General features: G+C 71.4%; 19 protein-coding genes. 13 read left to right on the forward strand and 6 right to left on the reverse strand.

Going from position 1 to position 23,661, the window contains the following annotated elements:
* Positions 1-29: 29 nt before the first annotated feature.
* Positions 30-1,112: a 1-deoxy-D-xylulose-5-phosphate reductoisomerase gene (gene dxr, locus ACFV3I_RS08825; protein ID WP_136030019.1), complete on the forward strand. Its 1,083-nt coding sequence runs from the start codon at positions 30-32 to the stop codon at positions 1,110-1,112.
* A 53-nt stretch (positions 1,113-1,165) separates the two neighbouring features.
* On the opposite strand, the gene ACFV3I_RS08830 is transcribed toward dxr, so the two are convergent.
* The 3 genes from ACFV3I_RS08830 to ACFV3I_RS08840 all read right to left on the reverse strand — a co-directional run bounded on the left by ACFV3I_RS08830 (position 1,166) and on the right by ACFV3I_RS08840 (position 4,121).
* Positions 1,166-2,761 (reverse strand): Mur ligase family protein, encoded by a 1,596-nt coding sequence (locus ACFV3I_RS08830; protein ID WP_378823215.1) that lies wholly within the window; start codon positions 2,759-2,761, stop codon positions 1,166-1,168.
* Positions 2,758-3,453 (reverse strand): YcnI family protein, encoded by a 696-nt coding sequence (locus ACFV3I_RS08835; protein WP_247638659.1) that lies wholly within the window; start codon positions 3,451-3,453, stop codon positions 2,758-2,760. Before ACFV3I_RS08835 ends, ACFV3I_RS08830 begins: the two co-directional genes overlap by 4 nt.
* Before the next feature lie 83 nt (positions 3,454-3,536).
* Positions 3,537-4,121, reverse strand: coding sequence for a hypothetical protein (locus tag ACFV3I_RS08840; RefSeq protein WP_378822721.1), 585 nt, complete (start codon positions 4,119-4,121; stop codon positions 3,537-3,539).
* Between the two features lie 65 nt (positions 4,122-4,186).
* Between ACFV3I_RS08840 and ACFV3I_RS08845 the strand changes: the two genes are divergently transcribed.
* Positions 4,187-5,500, forward strand: a complete 1,314-nt coding sequence (locus ACFV3I_RS08845; RefSeq protein ID WP_136035342.1) for an RIP metalloprotease — start codon at positions 4,187-4,189, stop codon at positions 5,498-5,500.
* Between the two features lie 21 nt (positions 5,501-5,521).
* On the opposite strand, the gene ACFV3I_RS08850 is transcribed toward ACFV3I_RS08845, so the two are convergent.
* Entirely contained in the window at positions 5,522-7,405 is a 1,884-nt protein-coding gene (locus tag ACFV3I_RS08850) for a chorismate-binding protein (RefSeq protein ID WP_378822722.1), read from the reverse strand.
* A gap of 215 nt (positions 7,406-7,620) precedes the next feature.
* Between ACFV3I_RS08850 and ispG the strand changes: the two genes are divergently transcribed.
* Positions 7,621-8,772, forward strand: a complete 1,152-nt coding sequence (ispG, locus tag ACFV3I_RS08855) for a flavodoxin-dependent (E)-4-hydroxy-3-methylbut-2-enyl-diphosphate synthase (RefSeq protein WP_205812722.1) — start codon at positions 7,621-7,623, stop codon at positions 8,770-8,772.
* A 50-nt stretch (positions 8,773-8,822) separates the two neighbouring features.
* Positions 8,823-9,689 carry a hypothetical protein gene (locus ACFV3I_RS08860; RefSeq protein ID WP_206251393.1) on the forward strand — a complete coding sequence of 289 codons (867 nt, stop codon included), beginning with the start codon at positions 8,823-8,825 and terminating at the stop codon, positions 9,687-9,689.
* Here ACFV3I_RS08860 and ACFV3I_RS08865 read toward each other — a convergent pair.
* Positions 9,658-11,115 carry an RNB domain-containing ribonuclease gene (locus ACFV3I_RS08865; protein ID WP_378822723.1) on the reverse strand — a complete coding sequence of 486 codons (1,458 nt, stop codon included), beginning with the start codon at positions 11,113-11,115 and terminating at the stop codon, positions 9,658-9,660. The genes ACFV3I_RS08860 and ACFV3I_RS08865 overlap by 32 nt on opposite strands.
* Before the next feature lie 105 nt (positions 11,116-11,220).
* On the opposite strand from ACFV3I_RS08865, the gene ACFV3I_RS08870 reads away from it, so the two are divergent.
* The 3 genes from ACFV3I_RS08870 to ACFV3I_RS08880 all read left to right on the forward strand — a co-directional run bounded on the left by ACFV3I_RS08870 (position 11,221) and on the right by ACFV3I_RS08880 (position 14,975).
* On the forward strand, positions 11,221-12,276 hold the full coding sequence (locus ACFV3I_RS08870; RefSeq protein WP_136032876.1) for a zinc-dependent alcohol dehydrogenase family protein: 1,056 nt from the start codon (positions 11,221-11,223) through the stop codon (positions 12,274-12,276).
* A gap of 130 nt (positions 12,277-12,406) precedes the next feature.
* Positions 12,407-13,177: an isocitrate lyase/phosphoenolpyruvate mutase family protein gene (locus tag ACFV3I_RS08875; RefSeq protein ID WP_378822724.1), complete on the forward strand. Its 771-nt coding sequence runs from the start codon at positions 12,407-12,409 to the stop codon at positions 13,175-13,177.
* Positions 13,178-13,217: 40 nt separating this feature from the next.
* Positions 13,218-14,975, forward strand: coding sequence for a proline--tRNA ligase (locus tag ACFV3I_RS08880; RefSeq protein WP_378822726.1), 1,758 nt, complete (start codon positions 13,218-13,220; stop codon positions 14,973-14,975).
* A gap of 18 nt (positions 14,976-14,993) precedes the next feature.
* Here ACFV3I_RS08880 and ACFV3I_RS08885 read toward each other — a convergent pair whose 3' ends face one another.
* On the reverse strand, positions 14,994-15,494 hold the full coding sequence (locus ACFV3I_RS08885) for a pyridoxamine 5'-phosphate oxidase family protein (RefSeq protein ID WP_136032881.1): 501 nt from the start codon (positions 15,492-15,494) through the stop codon (positions 14,994-14,996).
* A 140-nt stretch (positions 15,495-15,634) separates the two neighbouring features.
* On the opposite strand from ACFV3I_RS08885, the gene ACFV3I_RS08890 reads away from it, so the two are divergent.
* The 6 genes from ACFV3I_RS08890 to ACFV3I_RS08915 all read left to right on the forward strand — a co-directional run bounded on the left by ACFV3I_RS08890 (position 15,635) and on the right by ACFV3I_RS08915 (position 23,659).
* Positions 15,635-16,675 (forward strand): TIGR00730 family Rossman fold protein, encoded by a 1,041-nt coding sequence (locus ACFV3I_RS08890; protein ID WP_378822727.1) that lies wholly within the window; start codon positions 15,635-15,637, stop codon positions 16,673-16,675.
* Positions 16,676-16,781: 106 nt separating this feature from the next.
* Complete coding sequence (nusA, locus tag ACFV3I_RS08895) at positions 16,782-17,765, forward strand: transcription termination factor NusA (RefSeq protein ID WP_136032885.1); 984 nt, start codon at positions 16,782-16,784, stop codon at positions 17,763-17,765.
* 76 nt (positions 17,766-17,841) lie between these two features.
* On the forward strand, positions 17,842-18,081 hold the full coding sequence (locus ACFV3I_RS08900) for a YlxR family protein (protein ID WP_240744613.1): 240 nt from the start codon (positions 17,842-17,844) through the stop codon (positions 18,079-18,081).
* Positions 18,082-18,175: 94 nt separating this feature from the next.
* On the forward strand, positions 18,176-20,923 hold the full coding sequence (gene infB / locus ACFV3I_RS08905) for a translation initiation factor IF-2 (RefSeq protein ID WP_378822728.1): 2,748 nt from the start codon (positions 18,176-18,178) through the stop codon (positions 20,921-20,923).
* Positions 20,924-20,992: 69 nt separating this feature from the next.
* Positions 20,993-21,418: a 30S ribosome-binding factor RbfA gene (gene rbfA / locus ACFV3I_RS08910; RefSeq protein WP_136035107.1), complete on the forward strand. Its 426-nt coding sequence runs from the start codon at positions 20,993-20,995 to the stop codon at positions 21,416-21,418.
* A gap of 105 nt (positions 21,419-21,523) precedes the next feature.
* On the forward strand, positions 21,524-23,659 hold the full coding sequence (locus ACFV3I_RS08915; RefSeq protein ID WP_378822729.1) for a LuxR C-terminal-related transcriptional regulator: 2,136 nt from the start codon (positions 21,524-21,526) through the stop codon (positions 23,657-23,659).
* Positions 23,660-23,661: the final 2 nt, after the last annotated feature.

Consider the following 23,661-nt stretch of genomic DNA (forward strand, 5'->3'; position numbering starts at 1 on the left):
CGACGGCGGCCGTGTCCTAGGCTGGCGTCATGCGTCGCGTCATCGTCCTCGGCTCCACCGGTTCCATCGGCACCCAGGCGCTGGACGTGATCCGCGCCAACCCGCGCCGGTTCGAGCTCGTCGGGCTCGCCGCGGGCTCCAACCGCGAGCTGCTGACAGAGCAGGCGGAGCAGTTCCAGGTGGAGGACACGGCCCTCGGAGCCGTCGAAGCGGAACAGCTCGTGCGGGACGTCGAGGCCGATGTGGTGCTCAACGCCATCACCGGCTCGATCGGACTCGGCTCCACGCTCGCCGCGCTGCAGGCGGGCCGCACGCTCGCCCTCGCGAACAAGGAGTCGCTGATCGTCGGGGGAGATCTAGTGCTGGCGGCGGCCGCCCCCGAGCAGATCGTCCCCGTCGACTCCGAGCACTCCGCCCTCGCACAGGCGCTCCGCTCCGGGACGCATGACGAGGTGCGACGCCTGGTGGTGACCGCGTCGGGCGGACCGTTCCGCGGACGCACGCGCAGTGAGCTCACCGAGGTCACACCGGGGCAGGCGCTCGCGCACCCCACCTGGAACATGGGCAGGACGGTCACGACGAACTCCGCCACCCTCGTCAACAAGGGGCTCGAGGTGATCGAGGCGCACCTGCTGTTCGACGTGGCCTACGACGACATCGAGGTGGTCGTGCACCCGCAGTCGATCGTGCACTCCATGGTCGAGTTCATCGACGGGTCCACCATCGCACAGGCGTCCCCGCCGGACATGCGTCTGCCGATCTCCCTCGGCCTGGACTGGCCGCACCGCATCGGCGGCGTGGGTCGACCGCTGGACTGGACGACCGCGAGCTCGTGGACCTTCGAGCCGCTCGACGGCGAGGCCTTCCCGGCCGTCGCACTCGCCAAGGCGGTCGGACGCGCGGGCGGCACCTTCCCGGCCGTGTACAACGCAGCCAACGAGCAGGCCGTCGACGCGTTCCACGAGGGACGCCTGTCGTTCCTCGGCATCGTCGACACGATCTCCGCGGTCGTCGACCAGCACGAGGCGCCGAGCACCCTCACGGTCGAGACGCTCGCAGAGGCCGAGGACTGGGCACGGCGCACGGCCGATCGGCTCATCGCCGCGAGCTGACGGCGCGGCCGCCGAGGGCGCCCGATGCAGCGCGGCGCTGCACCGGGCGGCGGTCAGTCCTCGTCCGGGTAGGGCACGGGCCAGCGCGGTTCCGGGACCGGCCATCCGGCGGCCTTCAGCGCGCGGCGGGACAGCTCACGCGCCGAGTACGGGGTGCGCACGCCGCGGATGTCCCGGTAGTCCTGATGCCCGGGACCCGCCCACAGGATCGCGTCGCCGTCGCCCACCAGGCCGACCGCCGCGACGATCGCCGCCTCCGGTGGGGAGTACTCGTGGATCTCCGCGTCGGGTCGTGCCCGGCGCGCGCCCTCCACGAGGGTCGCCCGGATGGACGCCGGGTCTTCGAAGCGCGGGTGGTGATCGGTCACGACGAGGATGTCGCTGCCCTCCACGGCCGTGCGCGCCATGTCGAAGCGCTTGCTGGCGTCGCGGTCGCCATCCGCGCCGAACAGCATCAGCACCTTTCCGGGGGTGACCCGGCGCACGGCGGCGAGGGTCTTCTCGAAGGCGTCCGGCGAGTGCCCGAAGTCCACGAACACCGCCGGTCCGCGGTCGCCGGAGACGAGCTGCGTACGGCCGGGGAGGTAGGCGTGGATGCCGCCGTCGCGGCCGAGCGCGTCGGTGATCCGCTCCCACGCGTACCCGCCCTCCAGCAGCATGACGATCGCGAGCGCGGCATTGGCGGCCATGTGCGGACCGATCACCGGCACCGTGGTGGTGAGGGTTCCGGCAGGGCCGCTCATCGTGAAGGTGGTGCCGGCGGCGCGCTCCTCGTCGATCACGACCACCCAGTCCGCGCGGGCCGCGGCATCGGGATCGGCGGCGATCGACGGCGTGCCGACCGTGACGACGGGGATCTCCGCGCGATCGACGACCAGCGCGCCGGAGGGGGAGTCGAGGCAGATCACGCCGCGGACCGCGCGATCGGGACGGAACAGCGGCAGCTTCGCCTCGAAGTACTCCTCCATGTCGGCGTAGTCGTCGAGGTGGTCGTGGCTGAGGTTCGTGAAGCCGGCGACATCGAACCGGATCCCGTCGACGCGGTGGCGGGACAGCGCCTGCGCGCTCACCTCGACCGCGACCGCTTCCACGTGCCGCTCGCGCATCAGCGCCAGGAGCGCGTGCATCTCCGACGCCTCCGGCGTGGTGAGCCGCGACACGATGACCTCGCCCGCGATGTGGCGCTCGGCCGTCGACGACAGCCCCGTGACGACGCCCATCTGCTCGAGGATGCCCTCCAGGAGGTGGGAGACGCTCGTCTTGCCGTTGGTGCCCGTCGTCGCGAAGAGCAGCGGCAGGGGGTCGTCCGCCCCGGTGCCGTAGACCCAGGCGCTCAGGTCGCCCAGCACGGCGCGCGGATCGTCCACCACGAGGACGGGCAGGCCGGCGTCCGCGGCGATCTCCGCGCCGCGCTCGTCGGTGATGACCGCGACCGCGCCCTTCTCGGCAGCGGTCGCCGCGAAGTCGGCTCCGTGGCGGTTCACGCCCTGGATCGCGACGAAGGCCTCACCGGGGCGAAGATCCGCGGTGGCGAGAGTGATGCCGCTCAGGGACACTCCGGTGGCGTCGCCGCGCACGGTGGCGGCGAATCGGGAGGCCAGTTCGGAAAGCTCGCGCCGGGGTCGGACGCGCGGCGGGCCGGGGCTCAGGCCCGGCGGCGGTAGGCCAGCACGGCGACCACGAGAGCAGCCGCCCCGGCGAGGAGCCCGCCCGTGCCGAGGGCGATGCCGAGCGGGTCGGCGGCCGTGGCGGCCGCGTCGGCGTCCGCGGTGTCCGCCTCCCCGTCGCCGTGGGCGCCATGCATCGACGCCTCCGCATCCGTGACCGTGACCACGGGAGCGGGGGCATCGAGCGCGTGCGGGTCCTCACCCTCCTCGGCGAGCTGCGTCCATTCGGTCGCACCGTCGACGCACTGCTGCACCACCGGGAAGGCGAGCGTCTCGGGCGTCTTCTCGTCGAGCCCGACCGACATGCTGACCGCGCCGCGGAGGTCGGTCGGCACCGGCGTGAGCGCGGTGTACGTGACGGCGCTCACGAGGCCGTCTTCACCGCGCTCGACCTGGATGGTCCAGTCGCCGTCCAGGGTCGGGGCGACGGACGTGAGGCCGTCCGGCATGGTGATGCGCAGTGCCGTGGTCGGCGAGGTGCCGCAGCCGTGGGCGAACGAGAACGTGAGCACGCCGTGGTCGCCGGCGGCGAGCTCATCCGGGCTGACGGACACGTGGGCTCCCGCCATGAGCGGAACCGCGAGGGCGAGGGCGATCCCGCCGAGCGCGCCGGTCGTGGCGACGAGGGCCCGGCGGGAGCGCGGACGACGAGGGGACGTGGTGGTACGGGACATGATTCTCCAGAAAAGGTGTGCGGGCGCGCCGGAGGGCGCGCAAAGGGTGGCCGAGGGTTCGGCCGTGATTCTCGGGCGGCGGGTCAGCCGCGTGCGCACACCGGGGGGCCGCGCCGGGAGACGGCGGCGGCCACGGCACGGTCGAGGGGAGCGAAGCGCAGCGGACGCAGCGGGGTCGGGCGGCGATGGCCGGAGAAGCCCGTCGGCGACGCGCGACGCACGAGAGCGCGGAACCAGCCGGCGACGGCCCGCAGGAGGCGTTCGGCGTGCCACACCAGCAGAGTTGTCAGCACGGCGGCGCCGGCGTGCGCGAGGAGCATCGTCGCGTCGATGGGCGCGACGGAGACGGTGCCGCTCAACGCTGCCAGGTCGAAGTGATGGACGTGCGGGCCGATCGCGCCGTCGACGTCCGCGGTGGGGGAGCCGAGCAGCTGGAACACCAGGTGGAACACGGCTTGAGACACGAGCACGGCGACCGCGACGCGCCAGCGCGACCGACGGAGCCCGAGGAGGGCGGCGGTCGGTGTCAGGAACAGCACCGTGACCGCGAGGATCAGCAGCGGGTGGGGTGCCGCGCCGCCTCCGATGGTGTGGGACACCGCGGCGATGAGGGTCGCGGTGGCGGACACGGCGGCGGCGCGCAGGAGTCGCAGCTGCCGGGTGGTCACCATCCCAGCCTAGCCAAGCGGCGCGGGCGGGGCGGATTCCTAGCTGCGGGCAGTACCGTGGGCGGGTGGAAATCCTGCTCTATGTGGGCGGCATCCTGTTCATGCTGATCGGCCTCGGCCTCTCGATCGGTCTGCACGAGGTCGGCCATCTCGTCCCCGCGAAGCTCTTCGGCGTGCGCGTCGGCCAGTACATGATCGGCTTCGGCCCGCGGCTGTGGTCGAAGCGGATCGGCGAGACCGAGTACGGCTTCAAGCTGCTCCCGCTCGGCGGGTTCATCTCGATGTCCGGCATGTATCCGTCGTCGAAGGGGGAGCGTCCGGCGTCCGGGGTGTTCCGCACGCTCATCCAGGACGCCCGCTCGGCCAACGACGAGACGATCGCCGAGGGCGCGGAGGACCGGGTCTTCTACAAGCTGCCGGTGTGGAAGCGCGTGATCGTGATGCTCGGCGGTCCGCTGATGAACCTGGTCCTGGCCGTGGTGATCTTCACGGTGCTCGTGTGCGGCATCGGCGTGCAGCAGGGGACGACGACCATCTCCGCGGTGAACGAGTGCGTGGTGCCCGCGTCGTCGACCGCCACCGAGTGCGCCCCGGACGACCCGGAGTCCCCCGCGGCGGAGGCGGGGGTGCGACCCGGTGACGTGCTGGTGTCGATCGACGGTCAGCCCGTGTCGACCTTCGAGCAGGCGACGACGATCGTCCAGGCCTCGCCCGGCGAGACGCTCGAGCTGGTGGTGCGCCGCGACGGGGCCGAGCAGACGCTGAGCCTCACGCCCATCGCGGCGGAGCGCACCATCACCGACGCGAGCGGGCGGCCCGTGCTCGACGATCAGGGCGACCCGGTCGTGCGCGAGGTCGGGTACGCGGGGATGATCTCGCAGATGGGCTTCGTGCAACAGCCGCTGAGCGCCGGACCGGAGATGGCCGCCGAGAACGTCGCGAGGGTGGCGTCGCTCATCGTCACGCTGCCCGTGCGGCTGTGGGATGTGGGTGTGTCCCTGGTCACCGGGGGCGAACGCGACCCGAACGGCCCGTTGAGCGTCGTCGGCGTCGGGCGCCTGGCCGGCGAGGTCGCGGCGACCGATGCCCCGATCCTCAACCGGTTCGCCGTCCTCCTGGGGCTGCTGGGGTCGCTCAACGTGGCGCTGTTCGTGTTCAACCTGATCCCGCTGCTGCCGCTCGACGGCGGTCACATCGTGGTCGCGCTGTGGGAGGGGATCAAGCGGGCATGGGCGAAGCTCTTCCGGCGCCCGCCGCCCGCACCCGTGGACGCCACCCGGCTGGTGCCGCTGACGGTGGTGGTGGCCGTCCTGCTGATCGGGATGGGGGCGCTGCTCCTCGTCGCCGACCTGTTCAACCCCGTCAAGCTGCTCGGCTGACCGGCCCGGCACCGGCGCCGGTCACGCGAGGGCGTACGACACCAGGCGTTCGAGCGTGCGGATGCCGTCGCGCGACAGGATCGACTCCAGGTGTCCCTGCACGGACGCGAAGCGCGGGCCGCGGAGTGCGAACACGTCGCCGGAGCCCGGGTGGGCGGAGACCTCCGCATCCCCGATCCTCGTGACACCGGGTGTCACACGCGCGGTGAAGGTGTTGTAGAACCCGATCGAGGCGTCCTCGCCGAACACGGGCACCGACTTCTGCAGTCCCTGATGCGGGGCGGCCAGCGGGACCAGCGCCGCGCCCTGACGGTCCGCGAGGATCTGGTGGCTCAGGCACACGGCGAGCAGGGGGGCCTCGGCGTCGAGCCGTCGCTCCACGACCGCGCGCATCCGGGCGATCCGCGCGCTGCCGGTGTCGCGGGGGTCGCCGGGGCCGGGGCCCGCGACGACGAGGTCGGCCGCGGCCACTGCGTCGTCGGTCACGGCATCCCAGGCGGAGATCGTCACGTCCAGGCCGAGGTGACGCAGCTGGTGGGCGAGCATCGTGGTGAAGCGATCCTCGGCATCGACCACGAGGGCGGAGCGCCCCGTGAACGGGCCGGTGAACTCCTCGCCCTGCGGGTTCAGCCAGAACTCGGCGAGGCGGGCGTTGCGGGAGGACAGCAGCGCGGCGATCTCCGGGTCGTCGGCGAGGGAGCGGCGTGCACCGGGGGCATCGGCGTCGCTGCGAGCCTCGGCCGCACGGTCGCGGTCGATCGCCCCGATGGCGCCGAGCACGCCCGCCGCCTTGCCGTGGGTCTCTGACACCTCGCCGTGCGGGTCGGAGTGGCGCACGAGGGTCGCGCCGACGGGGACGCTGAGCTCGCCGTCGGCGAGATACACGGTCCGGATGAGGATCGGGGCGTCGAGGTCGTGCCCGCCGTCGGCGTTCGGGGTGAACAGCGCTGCGACGCCCGAGTAGTAGCCGCGGGGCTTCTTCTCATGGCGACGGATCACCGCGCACGCGTTCTGCATCGGTGAGCCCGTGACCGTGGGAGCGAACATCGTCTCGCGGAGGATGTCGCGCGGATCCATGCCGCTGCGTCCGCGGAGCATGTACTCCGTGTGGGTGAGGCGGGACATCTCCTTGAGGTGCGGGCCGGTGATGCGCCCGCCGTCGGCGCAGACGGCGCTCATCATCTTGAGCTCCTCGTCCACCACCATGAACAGCTCCTCGGTCTCCTTGGTGGAGGCGAGGAAGTCGGCGAGGGTCTCCTTGGTCGAGCCCCCGGCCGGATGCCGGAAGGTGCCGGAGATGGGGTTCATGGTGACGACGCCCTCACGCGCGACGACGTGCGCCTCCGGGCTCGCGCCGACCGCGATCCGCCCCGGGGTGACCACCGCGAACGTCCAGTACGCCCCGCGCTCATGCGCGAGCAGGGCACGGAACCACGTGAGGGCGGCCGTGCGGTCGTCGGTGTCGATGCTGGCGGTGTAGTCGCGGCGGATCACGAAGTTCGCGCCCTCGCCGCGTCCGATCTCGTCGGAGATGACCGTCTCGACGATGGCCGCGTACTCCTCGTCAGCGATGTCGAAGCCGCCGTCGCGCAGGGGGACCGACGAGGTCGGCAGCGCATCGAGCACCGCAGGCGTCGGCAGGTGCAGGTGCTCGTCCACCACGATGCAGCGCAGGGGAGCGCCGTCGTCCTGCGCGACGAAGCCGCGCTCGCGCACCTGGCGGTAGGGCACCAGTGCGAACACCTCACGCGGCACGCCGTCCGCGGTGAGCGGGATGTCGGCGAGCAGGTCGACGTCGACGACCTCGCCCGTGAGCAGCTCGACGGAGTCGGCGCCGTCGCGCGCGATGAGCATGAAGGATGCGGACGGATCGGCGCTGAGCTCGGCGAGTCGTGAGAGGGTCATCGATGTCTCCTGTGCAGGGCTCCGGCTCGGCGCAACGAAAAGACCGCCCCGGAGGCGGTCTGGATTCGTGGGAACGCGAACACCGCCTAGGAGGCGGGCCACCAGGTGAGGTTCGCGAGCATGGGGCGAAACTACCACACGCGGCACCCGCGACCCGGGCGGATGACGGGCCGCGCATCCAGCCCGCGTGCATCCGGGCGGCGTAGGCTGAGGGGGTGCCAGCTGTGAACCTTGGGATGCCTCGCATCCCCGAAGTCCTCGCCCCGCGCCGCAAGTCCCGCCAGATCAAGGTCGGCAAGGTGCTCGTGGGCGGCGACGCCCCCGTCAGCGTGCAGTCGATGACGACCACCAAGACGACCGACATCAACGGGACCCTGCAGCAGATCGCCGAGCTCACCGCCTCCGGGTGCGAGATCGTGCGCGTCGCCGTGCCGTCCCAGGACGACGCCGACGTGCTGCACATCATCGCGAAGAAGAGCCAGATCCCGGTGATCGCCGACATCCACTTCCAGCCGAAGTACGTGTTCCAGGCGATCGATGCGGGCTGCGCGGCCGTGCGGGTGAACCCGGGCAACATCCGGAAGTTCGACGACCAGGTGGGCGCGATCGCCAAGGCGGCGCAGGACGCGGGTGTCTCGCTGCGGATCGGCGTGAACGCCGGGTCCCTCGACCGCCGCCTGCTGGAGAAGTACGGCAAGGCCACGCCCGAGGCGCTCGTCGAGAGCGCGGTCTGGGAGGCGTCCCTGTTCGAGGAGCACGACTTCCACGATTTCAAGATCTCCGTCAAGCACAACGACCCGGTCGTCATGGTCAAGGCGTACCGCCTCCTGGCCGAGCGGGGCGACTGGCCCCTGCACCTCGGCGTGACCGAGGCCGGGCCGGCGTTCCAGGGCACGATCAAGAGCGCGACGGCCTTCGGCATCCTGCTCGGTGAGGGCATCGGCGACACCATCCGCGTGTCGCTGTCGGCGCCGCCCGCCGAAGAGGTGAAGGTCGGCCACCAGATCCTGCAGTCGCTGAACCTGCGGGAGCGCAAGCTCGAGATCGTGTCGTGCCCGTCGTGCGGTCGCGCACAGGTCGACGTGTACACGCTCGCGGAAGACGTGACCGAGGGTCTCAAGGACATGACGGTGCCGCTGCGTGTCGCCGTCATGGGGTGCGTCGTGAACGGTCCCGGTGAGGCCCGCGAGGCCGACCTGGGCGTCGCCTCCGGCAACGGCAAGGGGCAGATCTTCGTGAAGGGCGAGGTCATCAAGACCGTGCCCGAAGAGGACATCGTCGCGACGCTGATCGAGGAGGCGAACCGCATCGCCGCCGAGATGGGCCCGGACGCACCGCTCGGCACCGCGCAGGTCGTCACGGCCTGACCGTCGTCCGCACCCCGATCGCCATCCCCGCCGTACCGCACAGGAGAAGCATGTCCTCGCCCACCGTCGTGACCTTCGCCACCGGCTCCACGAGTGGAGAGGGCGTCGTCACCCACGTCGAGAGGACGCCGGAGGGCGTGGTGGTCGTGGTGGACGAGACCCCGTTCCACCCCGTCGACCACACCTGGCCCGACCAGCCGGGTGATGCCGGGACCCTCACGGTCGACGGCTCCTCCGTGGCCGTGGCAGAGGCCGTCATGGCGGCCGTGTCCGACGACGGCACGTTCGCGGTGGGTGCCGACATCCCCGTCAAGCGCGGGGCGGAAGGGTGGACCTGGCTGGTCGGCCACCGCCTCACGGGCGACGCCCCGGCGGCCCTGGTGCCCGGGGTCGCCGCGCGGCTGGACGTCGATGCAGACCGTCGCGCTGGCCTGAGCCGCGGGCACACCGCCTGTCATCTCGCGTCCCTCGCCCTCGACCTCGCGGTCGCCGACCTGTGGCGCAAGGACCCGGGCGCCGACGCCCTCGGCACCCCCGACTTCGAGGGGCGCGCCAACCAGACGAGCCGCATCCACGCGGATGGCGCCGTCGACGAGTACCGCCTGGGCAAGAGCCTGCGCCGCGCGGGCTTCGACACCGAGACCTTCGCGTCGACCCTCGCCGACCGCGAACAGCGGATCAACGCACAGCTCGAGGCGTGGGTCGAGTCCGCCGCCGCGAGCCGCGTCGAGACCGAGGGTCCGACGATCGTGGACCGTCGCCGCTGGCACTGCGAGCTGCCGGAGGGCGAGGCCGTGATCCTGTGCGGGGGCACCCACGCGCACTCGCTCGACGAGTTCGTCGCGATCCGGGTGGCGTTGGACCTGTCGGATCCTCAGCTGCTCGTCATGACGACGACCGCGACTCCCGCGGCCTGAACTCTTCGGCGACGCCCTCGAACTCCACCTCGCCCTTCGCGATGTCCGCGCGCGCCACGCGCACGCGGAGGCGATCGCCCGGCTTCACGCCGACGGGAGCGGGGGCGCTCGCCGTGACCGCGGGCTCGGCGATCTGGATGGTCACGCGCTCGCCGCGATCCTCGACGACGGTGGCGTCGAGCTCGGTGCCGACCAGCGGGGTCAGCAGCGCCGCCTCCACGGCGTTGACGGTCCCGGACGCCAGCCGGGAGGCGCGCTGACCGGACTCCTGCATCAGGCCTGGCAGATCGGCGAGCGAGTCACGCACCCATGCCGGTACGGGTGCGCCGCTCGAGACCGCCAGGCAGATCGCCAGCGACCACCGGTCGACGAGTCGCCGCAGGGGCGCGGTCGCATGCGCGTAGGGGGCGGCGATGGCGGCCTGGACGGCGTCGTCCGGAGCCGTGCCGTCGAACACCAGATAGCCCGCGCCGCGGAACAGTGACGACGCGGCTTCGAGCACGGGCAGCGTCAGCGGGTCGTCCCTGTCCAGACCGCGCAGGAACTCGCCATAGGTGCCGTCGGTCCACGGGCGACCGAGGGCGATCGTCTGCAGGCGGAACGTCTCGAAGGCGGCATCGTCGGGCTCCGGCATCGTGCGCAGGATGCCGACGCCCGCACCCAGCATCAGCTGCGCTGCCGCCATCCCCGTCATGATCGACAGCTGAGCGTTTGCCTCCTCGATCGGGAGGGGACGGCGACGCACGATCGCGTAGCTGCCGTCCTCCGCGCGCACGACCTCCTCGTCGGGAAGGTTGAGGCTGGCCCCGCCACGCTTCCGCTCCCGCTCGAGCCGAAGGGCGCCGATCTCCGGGAGGAGCGCCGCTGGTCCACCCTCGCCGCGATCGAGGGCGGCCTGCGTCGTCGCGTAGTCGAGCTGGGCGCGGGAGCGGATGAGCGCCCGTTCGAGCCGGAAGTCGCCGACCTCCCCGGTCTCGTCCAGCGCGAAGGTCCACACCAGCGCGGGGCGGTCGGCGTCGGCGAGGAGGGAGGCGCGGTCCTCGCTGAGCACGGGAGGGTGCAGCGGGATCGTGCCGTCCGCCGCGTACAGGGTCTGTCCGCGCCGACGCGCTTCCGCATCGACCGCCCCGCCGGGCTCGACGAAATCGGGGACGTCCGCGATCGCGTAGCGCACGGTGTACCCCGACGAGGTCTTCTCCAGGTGGAAGGCCTGATCGAGGTCGCGCGAGCCCGCCGGGTCGAGCGTCGCGAAGGGGATGTCGCGCAGGTCGAGCTCGGGTGTGGATCCGCTGGCGCGCTCGGCCTCGGCGAGCACGTCGGGTGGGAACGAGGTGGGGGCGTCGAGCGCTTCGCGGAGGTCGGCGAGCGCGGCGGCGAGCTCGGTCTGGGCGGCGGAGGGAGCGACATGGGACCGGCGCTGAGGCATGGCTCCCACCCTAGGCCGAGAAGCCCCGATCTCCGGAGGCGTTCTGTCGGTGGTGGCGCGTAACATTTCACCGACGACGTCAGGGTGACGCCGGAAGGGACAGCCATGAAAGCACTCGTCTACCACGGAGCCGGAGAGAAGCGATGGGAGGAGGTTCCGGATCCGACCATCCTGGCGCCGACCGACGCGATCGTCCGCATCGAGGCCACGACCATCTGCGGCACCGACCTGCACATCCTCAAGGGCGATGTCCCGGCCGTGACCGAGGGGCGCATCCTCGGTCACGAGGGTGTCGGGGTGATCACCGAGGTCGGAGGAGCCGTGACCGATCTCGCCGTGGGGGACCGCGTGATCATCTCGTGCATCACCTCGTGCGGGAAGTGCGACTTCTGCACCGCCGGGCTGGCATCGCACTGCCGAGCCGAGGAAGGGGCGTCGGGGATCGGCTGGATCCTCGGGCACCTGATCGACGGCACGCAGGCGGAGCTGGTGCGGATCCCGTTCGCCGAGACCTCGCTGCACCGGCTTCCGGATGGCGTCTCCGCCGAGACGGCGGTCGTGCTCAGCGACATCCTTCCCACGGGCCACGAGATCGGGGTGCAGTACGGCGGCGTGAAGGCGGGCGACGTGGTCGCCGTCGTCGGCACCGGGCCGGTGGGCCTCGCGGCGATCATGACCGCGCAGCTCTACGGGCCGAGCAAGATCATCGCGATCGACCTCGACGCGAACCGTGTCGAGCAGTCCAGACTCTTCGGGGCCACGCACGGCGTGGTCGCCGGCGCCGAGGACTGGCGCGATCAGGTGCTCGCCCTGACCGACGGGCTCGGCGTCGACGTCGCGATCGAAGCCGTGGGTGTTCCGGCAACCTGGGGCATGGCGCTGGACATCGTGCGCCCCGGCGGGCACGTCGCCAACGTCGGAGTCCACGGCGCACCCGTCGACTTCCCGATCGACCGCCTGTGGATCCAGAACCTCACCATCACGACGGGCCTGGTGAACGCCGACACGGCGCGCATGCTCACCCGGCTCGTCGCCGAGGGTCGGATCGACCCGGCGGTGTTCGTCAGTCACCGCTTCGCGCTGGACGCCATCGAACAGGCGTACGACACGTTCGCGCGGGCCGCGGAGACGAAGGCGCTGAAGGTGGTGCTCACCGCCTGAACGCACAGGGGACAGAGGGTCGGCATGGGGGGATGCCGACCCTCAGCATCCGTCGGCGCCCCGCGACCGGGCAAGACATCATCCCCACCACTGCGGCCCTCGCGTCCGTGCCGGGCGTTAGCGTGGGGACATGACCACTGCTGCGAAGGCTCAGACCCTTGTCGGACTCTATGACGCGCCGGAGATCCTCCGCGTGGTGAACGTGTGGGACGTCGTGTCGGCGCGCGCGGTCGCCGCTCTGCCCGAGACGAAGGCGATCGCGACCGCCGGACACGGCATCGCCGCGACCTTCGGCTACGACGACGGCTCCACCCCGCGCGAGCTGATGATCGACATGGTGGGACGCATCGCCGCCGCCGTGCAGGTCCCGGTCACCGCCGACCTCGACGACGGCTACGGCGACGCGGGGGAGACCACGCGGCTCGCGATCGCCGCCGGTGTCGTCGGGGCGAACGTCGAAGACCGGCTGAAGCCGCTCGACGAGTCGGTGGCCGCGGTCGAGGCGATCGTGAAGGCGGCCGAGGCGGAGGGCGTGCCGTTCGCGCTCAACGCCCGCACCGACGCGTTCGTGCGCGCGGGGCACCGTCCCGTCCAGGAGAGCGTCGCCGATGCGATCCAGCGCGGCCGCGCTTTCCTCGACGCGGGAGCGACGGCCGTGTTCGTGCCCGGGATCCTCGACGCGAACGTGACGCGGCAGCTCGTCGAGGGCATCGGCGAGCGCAAGGTGAGCGTCATCGGCATCCCCGGTGCGCTCGCCGCCTCGGAGTACGAGAAGCTCGGCGTCGCCCGCATCTCGTACGGTCCGCTGCCGCAGCGGGTCGCGCTCACGGCGCTCCAGGAGCTGGCGGATAGCCTGTACGCGGGCGGCGTCGTCCCGCAGGGCCTGCCCGCCCTGAACTGACGCGGCGGGACGGGGGACCACGGCTCACTACACTTGAGCCGTGGTCACTCGTCTCTCGAACTTCTTCCTCCGTACACTCCGTGAAGACCCTGCCGGTGCAGAGGTCGCCAGTCACAAGCTGCTGATCCGCGCCGGGTACATCCGACCGCAGGCCGCGGGCATCTTCGCGTGGCTGCCGCTCGGGCTGCGGGTGAAGGCCAAGATCGAGACGGTCATCCGCGAGGAGATGGCCGCCGCGGGTGCCCAGGAGGTGCACTTCCCGGCGCTGATGCCGCGGGAGGCTTACGAGGCGACGGGTCGCTGGGAGGAATACGGCGATCTGCTGTTCCGCCTCCAGGACCGCAAGGGGGGCGACTACCTGCTCGCCCCGACGCACGAGGAGGCCTTCACCCTGCTCGTGAAGGACCTGTACTCGTCGTACAAGGATCTGCCGCTGACGATCTACCAGATCCAGGACAAGTACCGCGACGAGGCGCGGCCCCGCGCCGGCCTTCTCCGCGGCCGCGAGTTCACGATGAAGGACGCCTACTCGTTCGACGCCTCGGACGAGGGGTTGGACGTGAGCTACCAGTCTCAGCGCGACGCCTACGAGCGGATCTTCCAGCGCCTGGGACTCGAGTACGTGATCGTGCAGGCGGATGCGGGCGCGATGGGCGGCTCGCGCAGTGAGGAGTTCCTCCACCCCACCCCCGTCGGCGAGGACACGTTCGTGCGCAGCGCCGGTGGTTACGCGGCGAACGTGGAAGCGTTCACGACCGAGGTGCCTGCGCCCGTGCCGTTCGACGCCGACGCGACCCCGGTGATCTTCGACTCGCCCGACACCCCCACCATCGAGACGCTCGTCTCGCACTGCAACCGTGAGCTGGAGGGCGAGTACACGGCGGCGGACACGCTCAAGAACGTCGTGCTCGCGCTGAAGCCCCTCGACGGCACCCGCGAACTCGTCATCGTGGGCATCCCCGGCGACCGCGAGGTGGACGAGAAGCGCGCCGAGGTCGCCTTCGCTCCCGCCGAGGTCGAGACCGCGACCGCGGACGACTTCGAGAACAACCCTCTGCTCGTCAAGGGCTACATCGGTCCGTGGTCACCCACGGGCGCGGTGCTGGGGGAGGAGTCCGCCACCGGCATCCGGTACCTCGTCGACCCGCGGGTGAGCGAGGGCACCAGCTGGATCACCGGGGCGAACATCGACCAGAAGCACGCCCACTCCGTCGTGATGGGCCGCGACTTCGCCGCCGACGGCATCGTCGAGATCGCGAACGTGCGCGCGGGTGACCCCGCGCCCGACGGCTCCGGTCCGGTCGAGCTCGCGCGCGGCATGGAGATCGGCCACGTCTTCCAGCTCGGTCGCAAGTACGCCGAGGCGCTGGGACTGAAGGTGTTGAACGAGAACGGCAAGCTCGTGACGGTGACGATGGGCTCGTACGGCATCGGTGTCACGCGCATCCTCGCGATCATCGCCGAGCTGAACAACGACGACAAGGGACTGATCTGGCCCGCGTCCGTCTCCCCGTTCGACGTCCAGGTGGTGGCGGCGGGCCGCGACCAGGTGGCCTTCGACGTCGCGGAGGAGATCTCGCAGCGGCTGGAGAGCGCGGGACTCGATGTCCTGTACGACGACCGTCCGAAGGTCTCGCCCGGCGTCAAGTTCGGCGACGCCGAGCTCGTCGGTGTGCCGCGCATCCTGATCGTGGGTCGCGGTGCCGCCGAAGGACAGGTCGAGCTGTGGGATCGGCGCAGCGGCGAGCGTGACGCGCTGTCCATCGAGGAGGCGGTCGCGCGACTCACGTCGCGCTGACCTCGGTGACCGCGCGGCTCAGCAGGTGATGCGGCCGTGATCCATGGTGTCGTCCGGGGTGTCGTGGGTCACGAGGGCTTTCAGCGCCCCGGCGGCCATCGCGATCTTCCCCTTGGCGGGTTCCCAGAACTCGGTGACCCGCGGGGTGACCCGCAGGAGGGCGATGCCCGGCGTCTCCAGGCCGTCGGCGAACCAGATGTCGAGTGACGGCGAGTAGAGCTCTTCCATCTTGGCGCGGTCGTGCACGACCTCCGCGGTTCCGGCGACGGAGACGTAGCGCATGCCCTTGGAGTCGCAGTACGCGAGCCCCACGTCGTGGTTGCGGCGTGCCTCATCGACCTTCTCGGTGTCCTCCGCGGTGAAGAACCAGATGTCTCCCGCATCGTCCATCTGCCGGGTGGACATCGGGCGGCTCACGAGGTGGCCGTCCTCGTCGACGGTGGTGAGCATCGTGATGTCGATGTCCTCCACGAGCTCGGAGACGCGGGCGAGGGCTTCAGGTCCGGTGATCTCGGTCATGGAGCCAGGATGCCCCCGCCCGGTCGCCGCCGCAGGGGCGTTGACAGGGGCGGACGAGCGTGCTGACGCCGCGCGTGGTGCTCCGCCGCGCGGACGGCGTTGCGGGGCCCGATCGCGTGCGAGCATGACACGCTGGTGACATGGCCGAACAGTCCCTTCCTCCCGCGCTCACGTCCGAGATCAACGCCGTGCTGGACGAGGCGGGCGTGCACGCGGATCGGCGCCTGGTGATGCGGATGCTCCGGACCGCGCTGCAGCTGGGGGAGGACGGCACGGATCGCCTCGACCTCAAGATCGCCTCGGCGGCGCTGGCCGAGATGCGCGACGCCTTCCGTCTGTTCGCACCGTTCCGCGGTGTACCGAAGGTGACGGTGTTCGGCTCCGCCCGCACGCGCCAGGACGACCCGCTGTACGTGCAGGCGCGGGACGTGGCCGCCGCGCTCGCCCGCGATGGCTGGATGGTGGTCACGGGCGCCGGCCCCGGGATCATGCAAGCCGCGGCGGAGGGAGCGGGCCCCGCGCTGTCGCTCGGTGTCTCCATCCGGCTGCCCTTCGAGGAGAAGGCCAACGCGGTCGTCGCAGGTCAGGACCAGGTGGTCGCGATGAAGTACTTCTTCACGCGCAAGCTGATGCTGATCAAGGAGTCGAGCGGGTTCCTCTGCCTTCCCGGCGGGTTCGGGACGCTGGACGAGATGTTCGAGCTCCTCACGCTCCAGCAGACGGGTAAGGCGGAGCCGACGCCCATCGTCCTGCTCGACGAGAAGGGCGGGTCGTTCTGGGAGGGGATGCGTCGCTTCGTCGACGAGCACCTCGCGCCGATGGGTGTGATCTCGGAGGGCGACTTCGATCGGGTCGTGATCACCGATTCGGTGGAGGCGGCGAGGGCGGAGATCACGGGCTTCTGGCGCAACTACGACTCGCTGCGCTGGGTGGGGGACGCGCTGGTGCTGCGGGTGCGCGCGGAACCGACCGAGGCCGAGGTGGCGGAACTGAACGAGGCGTTCGGCTCGATGCTGTCGGACGGTCGCATCGAGCGGACGCCGCCGCTGCCGCCCGAGGCGGCCGACGACGATCGCCTCGACCTGCCGCGTCTGATGCTGCACCTGGATCAGCGCCAGGTCGGCAACCTGTTCCGCCTCATCGGGGCGATCAACGCGCTGCCGTCCGCCCCGACCGCCTGACCCGCCCCCGCCCCTGCCGCGTGGCCGGGGTCTCCGACGCACGGTATCGTTGTACGGATGTCGCGCGTGCGATCAGGCGCGACGAGAGCTGAATAGGGAGGCCGTCATGGACATCGAACTGAGTCTGCTGCGAGGGATCGAGAAGGAGAAGGCGATCCCGTTCGACGAGCTCGTCGCGATCATCGAGCAGGCGATCCTGACCGCGTACTCCAAGCACGTGTCGCCCGAGGGGGCGGCGCCCGAGGGCGTCCGCGTCGAGCTCGACCGTACGACCGGGCACGTCGCCGTGCTGCAGGTCGTCCGTGACGAGGAGGGCGCGGTCATCGGCGAGGAGGACGCGACCCCCGACGACTTCGGACGTATCGCCGCCTTCGCCGCCAAGCAGGTCATCAGCCAGCGCCTCCGGGACATCGCCGACGACGCCGTGCTGGGCGAGTTCAAGGGGCGTGAGGGCGACATCGTCGCCGGCGTCATCCAGCAGGGGCCCAACCCGCGGATGATCCACGTCGACCTCGGCTCGGTCGAGGCGATCCTCCCGCCGGAGGAGCAGGTGCCCGGCGAGGAGTACACGCACGGCTCGCGTCTGCGCGTGTACGTCACGAGCGTCGCCAAGGGGCTCAAGGGGCCGCAGATCACCGTGTCGCGCACCCACCCGGGCCTCGTCCGCAAGCTGTTCGCGCTCGAGGTGCCGGAGATCGCAGCCGGACTGGTCGAGATCGTCTCGCTCGCGCGGGAGGCCGGTCACCGTACGAAGATCGCCGTGCGCGCGAACGACCCGTCGATCAACGCGAAGGGCGCGTGCATCGGCGAGCTCGGGCGGCGCGTACGCGCCGTCACGGAGGAGCTGTCCGGCGAGAAGATCGACATCGTCGACCACGACCCCGACCTCGCGACCTTCGTCGCCCATGCGCTGTCACCGGCGAAGGTCACGAGCTCGTTCGTGCTCGACGCCTCCACCAAGGCGGTCAGGGCGCTCGTGCCGGACTACCAGTTGTCCCTCGCGATCGGCAAGGAGGGGCAGAACGCCCGCCTCGCCGCCAAGCTGACCGGCGCGAAGATCGACATCCAGCCGGACAGCGTCCTCGACTGATCGGACTCCGCGGCCCGCCACGCCCCGGGGCGGGCGAACGCGGACGGAACGCAGGTGTAAGATGGATCCCGTACGAATGTGCGTCGGTTGTCGCACGCGTGCTCCCCGCTCCGCCCTGCTCAGGGTGGTGAGCCAGAACAACACCCTCGTCCTCGATGAGCGTGCTGTCCTGCCGGGACGAGGCGCGTGGGTGCATCCGACACAGGAATGCATGGATGCCGCCCTGCGGCGCCGTGCTTTCGGACGTGCACTCCGTGTGTCCGCCACTCTGGACACGCAGACCATCGAACAGCATCCGCTGAGAACCAAAGGCTGAACGGCTATGGAAACAAAGTGAACGGCTCGAAATGAGACCCGTCCGCGACTAGTGGTCTGCCCTGTCTGGGCAGACCGACCCAGACAGGAGAATTGTGGCTGGTAAACCACGCGTACATGAGATCGCCGCTGAACTCGGCGTCGACAGCAAGGTCGCCCTCGCGAAGCTCAAGGAGCTCGGCGAGTTCGTGAAGAGCCCGTCGTCGACGGTCGAGCCCCCGGTGGCGCGCAAGCTGCGCGCCGCGATCGAGGCCGACCCGTCGCTCAAGGCGTCCGGCGAGCCCGCGGCGGCCAAGCCCGGGCCCAAGCCCGCGGCGAAGAGCTCGGCACCGACCCCCGGCCCGAAGCCGGGACCCAAGCCCGGACCCGCGGCTCCGGCCGCTCCGGCACCCGCCGAGGCTCCCGCCGCCGCACAGGCTCCGGCGGAGAAGGCTCCGGCTCCCGCGGCTCCGGCCAAGCCGTCCGCTCCGGCGCCGGCCGCCCCGTCGTCGGGTGACGGCAACGCCCCGAAGCCCGGTGCGCCGCGCCCCGGCAACAACCCCTTCTCGTCGGCGCAGGGCATGGGGCAGCGCCCCGCCGGTCCCCGTCCCGGCAACAACCCCTTCGCCTCGGCGCAGGGCATGGGACAGCGGCCGACCCCCGGCAACATCCCGCGTCCGCAGGCGCCGCGTCCCGGGGCTCCTCGTCCCGGAGCGCCCCGTCCGGGTTCGCCCCGTCCGGGTGCGCCTCGTGGCGGCCAGGGCGGTCGTCCCGGTGCTCCGTTCCAGCAGCGCACGGGCGGTCCCGGTCGTCCGGGTGGCGCCGGTGGCGGTCCCGGTGCGGGCCCCCGTCCCGGTGGTGGCTTCGCCGGTCGTCCCGGTGGCGGCGGCGGTCGCGGTCGTGGCCCCGGTGGCGGCACGGCCGGTGCCTTCGGTAAGGGCGGCGGCAAGAGCAAGCAGCGCAAGTCGCGGCGGGCGAAGCGGCAAGAGTTCGAGATGCGGAGCGCCCCGGTCGTCGGCGGCGTCAACGTCACGCGCGGCAACGGCGAGACGATCCGCATGCGCCGCGGTGCGTCCATCGCGGACTTCGCCGACAAGATCGAGGCACTGACCGGCTACACCGTGCAGCCGGGCACGCTCGTGACGATCCTCTTCAACCTCGGCGAGATGGCCACGGCCACCGAGTCGCTGGACGAGGCCACGTTCGAGGTCCTGGGTGAGGAGCTGGGCTACAAGGTCCAGATGGTCTCGCCCGAAGACGAGGACAAGGAGCTCCTCGAGGGCTTCGGTCTCGACCTCGAGAAGGAGCTGGCGGAGGAGAGCGAGGACGACCTCGAGATCCGTCCCCCGGTCGTCACCGTCATGGGTCACGTCGACCACGGTAAGACGCGCCTTCTCGACGCGATCCGTCAGACGAACGTCATCGAGGGCGAGGCCGGCGGCATCACCCAGCACATCGGTGCGTACCAGGTCTGGACCGAGCACGAGGGCATCGAGCGGGCCATCACCTTCATCGACACCCCGGGTCACGAGGCGTTCACCGCCATGCGTGCCCGTGGTGCCCAGGTGACCGACCTCGCGATCCTCGTGGTCGCGGCCGACGACGGCATCATGCCGCAGACGGTGGAGGCCCTGAACCACGCCCAGGCGGCGAACGTGCCGATCGTGGTCGCGGTCAACAAGGTCGACAAGCCCGCGGCCAACCCGGCCAAGGTGCGTCAGCAGCTGACCGAATACGGTCTGGTGGCCGAGGAGTACGGCGGCGACGTGATGTTCGTCGACGTGTCGGCTCGCGCGAACACCGGCATCCAGGACCTCCTGGACGCCGTGCTGCTCACCGCGGACGCCGGTCTCGACCTCACCGCCAACCCGAACAAGGCCGCTCGCGGTGTCGCCATCGAGGCGAAGCTCGACAAGGGCCGCGGTTCGGTCGCGACGGTGCTGATCCAGTCCGGAACCCTGCGGGTCGGTGACGCGATCGTGGCGGGTACCGCCTACGGCCGCGTGCGCGCGATGATCGACGAGAACGGCGAGACCGTCGAGGCGGCCGCGCCGTCTCGCCCGGTCCAGGTGCAGGGACTCAACTCCGTGCCCCGCGCCGGCGACGTCTTCATCGTCACCGAGGAAGACCGCATGGCCCGTCAGATCGCCGAGAAGCGTGAAGCGGTCGAGCGCAACGCCCAGCTGGCCAAGGCCCGCAAGCGCATCTCGCTCGAGGACTTCACCCGTGCTCTGGAAGAGGGCAAGGTCGAGTCGCTCAACCTCATCATCAAGGGTGACGTCTCCGGTGCCGTCGAGGCGCTGGAGGAGTCGCTCCTCAAGATTGAGGTCGACGACTCGGTCCAGCTGCGCATCATCCACCGCGGTGTCGGTGCGATCACCGAGTCCGACGTGAACCTGGCGACGATCGACAACGCGATCATCGTGGGCTTCAACGTCCGCCCCGACACGAAGGCGCGCGAGCGCGCCTCCCGTGAGGGCGTGGACATCCGCTTCTACTCCGTCATCTACAACGCGATCGACGAGATCGAGAGCTCGCTCAAGGGCATGCTCAAGCCGGAGTACGAAGAGGTCCAGTCGGGTGTCGCCGAGATCCGCGAGGTGTTCCGCTCCTCGAAGTTCGGCAACATCGCCGGTGTCATCGTGCGGTCGGGAACGATCACGCGCAACGCGAAGGCCCGCGTCATCCGCGACGGCGTCGTCATCGCCGATGGCCTGGCCATCGAGTCGCTGCGCCGGTTCAAGGACGACGTCACCGAGGTGCGCACCGACTACGAAGCCGGTATCGGCCTCGGCAAGTACAACGACATCCAGATCGGCGACGAGATCGAGACCACCGAGATGGTCGAGAAGCCTCGCGGCTGATCGGGTTCGACACCTTCGGGCGGGGATGCTGAGGCGTCCCCGCCCGAAGGCCTCTGAAGGGAAAGAGCTATGGCAGGCGAACGACAGGCACGACTCGCGGACCGCATCCGTGTGATCCTCGCCGAGCGTCTCGAGAAGGGTCTGCGCGACCCGCGGCTCGGGTTCGTGACCATCACCGATGTCCGCGTGAGCGGAGACCTGCAGCACGCCTCGGTGTTCTACACGGTCCTCGGCTCGGAGGAGGAGCGCATCGCGAGCGGTGCCGCCCTGACCTCGGCGACGGGCATGCTGCGCAGCGAGGTCGGCCGACAGCTGAGCACGCGTCTCGTGCCGACGCTCGAGTTCATCCCGGACGCGCTCCCGGAGAACGCCGATCACATCACGGCGCTGCTGCGTGAGGCGCAGGAGCGGGACGCCGAGGTCGCGAAGCTCGCCTCCTCTGCCTCCCCGGCCGGCGACGCCGACCCGTACCGCTCGGTCGACGACGAGGACTGATCCGTTTGATACCCTCGGGTCCGCGGGGATGACATCCGATGGACCTGGGGGATCGGCATTCCAGCGACGGTATCGAGCGACGGCGGTGTCGTCGCGCCCGCGATCGTGGAGCTGCTGCTCCGCGATCTTCTCGCGCGCGAACTGGTCTGCGCGCCGCACGTGGTGGCGCGACTGGCCGCGCGTCTCGCCGCCGATCCGCCGAGCGTCGTCGAGGTCGCGGAGCGGCTGACGCCGGACCAGCGGCTGGGACGGCGCGCGCTGCCCTCACCCCTGCCCCTGACGCCCGCGGTCGAGCGTGCCTTCGCGGAGCTCGAGCTCTCGGAGCGTGACCGCACGCTGCTGCTCGCGCAGACACTGCGCAGCGGCGACGACCTCGGCACCCTGGTCGCGTTCGACGGCCGGTCGGCGCGGGAGCTGGCGGCCTCCCCGGTCGGCGCACTGCTCGTGATCCATGCGGGCCGGGTGCGACTGTCCGACCCGCGCCACTCGGTGTGGATTCAGGCGCTGTCGACCTCGGCGCGGACGGCGGAGGTGCATTCCCGGCTGGCGGGACTGCACGCGGCCCTCGGCGATGAGGACGCAGCCGCGTGGCATCGGGCGCGCGCGTCGTTGACCGGCGACCCCGCGGCCGCACGGACGCTGGTCGGTGCGGCGCGGAGACTGCTCGGCGCCGGACGGGAGGAGCGCGCGCTGGCTCTCGCCCGGGAGGCCGCGGCGCACGTGTCGGGCCACCGGCGGGACGGGGCGATGCTGCTCGCCGGACTCGCGGCCGTCGGCGCGGGGCTCGCCGGGGATGCCGTGCACGATCTCGGCAGCCTGTATCCCCGCGCGTCGGCGCGGCTCCGGGGACGGGCGCTCGGGGGACTGCTGGTGGCGCAGACGTTCGTGCTGGGCGCGATGCCGGATGTCGATCCCGCGCTGTTCCGACCGCGGAGCGCGAAGGGTCGGGCGGCGTGGCGCGACTGGACGAGAGCGGCCGGGCTCGCGGCGCTGCTGTGCGCGGAACGAGGAGACCGGGCCCCGATGCGCCTGTGGCTCGACGCGGTGCGCGAGGGAGCCGCGGTCGTCGGGGCCGAGACCGAGCTGCGGGAGCCCGTCGTCGCCCTGTGCTGGCTTCTCGCGGGGGACAGCGAGGTCGGCGTCGGAGAGGGTGAGGGGCCGCTGTGCGGAACCCTGCTCCGGGCGCTCCGACTCGCGGCTCGCGGTGACATCGAGCAGGGGCTGCGCCTGCTGCGCGACGACTCGCCCCTGGCCGATCTCGCACCGGACCATCTGGTGCCGGGGCTCGAGCGCAGTCCGCTCGTGCGCGCCTATCGGGCGGTGGCCGAGACGCTGCTGCTGGTGTGGCGTGGTGACATCGGCGCGGCGCGGGAGCGGCTGCTCCGCGCCGCGGTCGAGCTCCCGGTCGCGCTTCCGTTCGCGGGACTGGGGGTCGTCCTCGCGCGGCGGCTCGATCTCGCCGTGCGGGGGGAGATCGGACCGGTCGCCCACGCCCTCACGGCCGTGCTTCCGGTAGGGGGAGGCGTCGACGGGTTGGTCGACAGCGGGATCGAGGCCTTCCTGGCGGGCGCGGTGGACGCGGCGGGGGCGGCGGTGGAGCTCTGGCGCGACGGCGGGGCTCCGGAGCCGGTGCTCGGTGTTCCCGGGCTCGAGGAGGTGGCTGTCGCGGCGCAGGTGCAGCGCGCGGCATCCGGGCCCGTCACACCTCCGGACCTCGCGGCGGCACGCGACCTCCGGGTGCGCCTCCTGGCGGCGTCGGCGGGGAGCTGGCCGTCGGAGCGAGACGACGTGCGGGAGACGGCGCGCACGCTGCGCTCCCCGTTCGCGCGGGCGCGCGTCGAGCTCGTGCTGGGTCTGCAGCACGCGGTGCGTGACGACCATCTCGCCGCACGGATGCACCTGCAGCGGGCGGAGCGGCTGTTCGAGGCGGCGGGTGCGGACGCGTGGGCGCGGGCGGCCAGGGACAGGATCGATCGGCTCGACACCACGGCGGCGCAGCTCGTCCCCGCGCCGGAGCGGCTCTCGGTGTGCCGCAGCGTGTGGAGGCGGCGGCTCACCGCCCGTGAGCTCGACGTCGCGATGCTGGCCGTTCGTGGCGCGGGCAACCGCGAGATCGGTCGAGAGCTGAGCGTGTCGGTGCGGACCGTGGAGGTGCACCTCGGGCGCGTGTTCGCGAAGCTGGAGGTGCGCAACCGTGTCGAGCTCACGGCTCTCGCCCACCGCACCGAGCGTCACCTCTGATC

It is taken from the genome of Microbacterium sp. NPDC059771 (genome assembly GCF_042732495.1).
GTDB lineage: Bacteria > Actinomycetota > Actinomycetes > Actinomycetales > Microbacteriaceae > Microbacterium > Microbacterium sufflavum.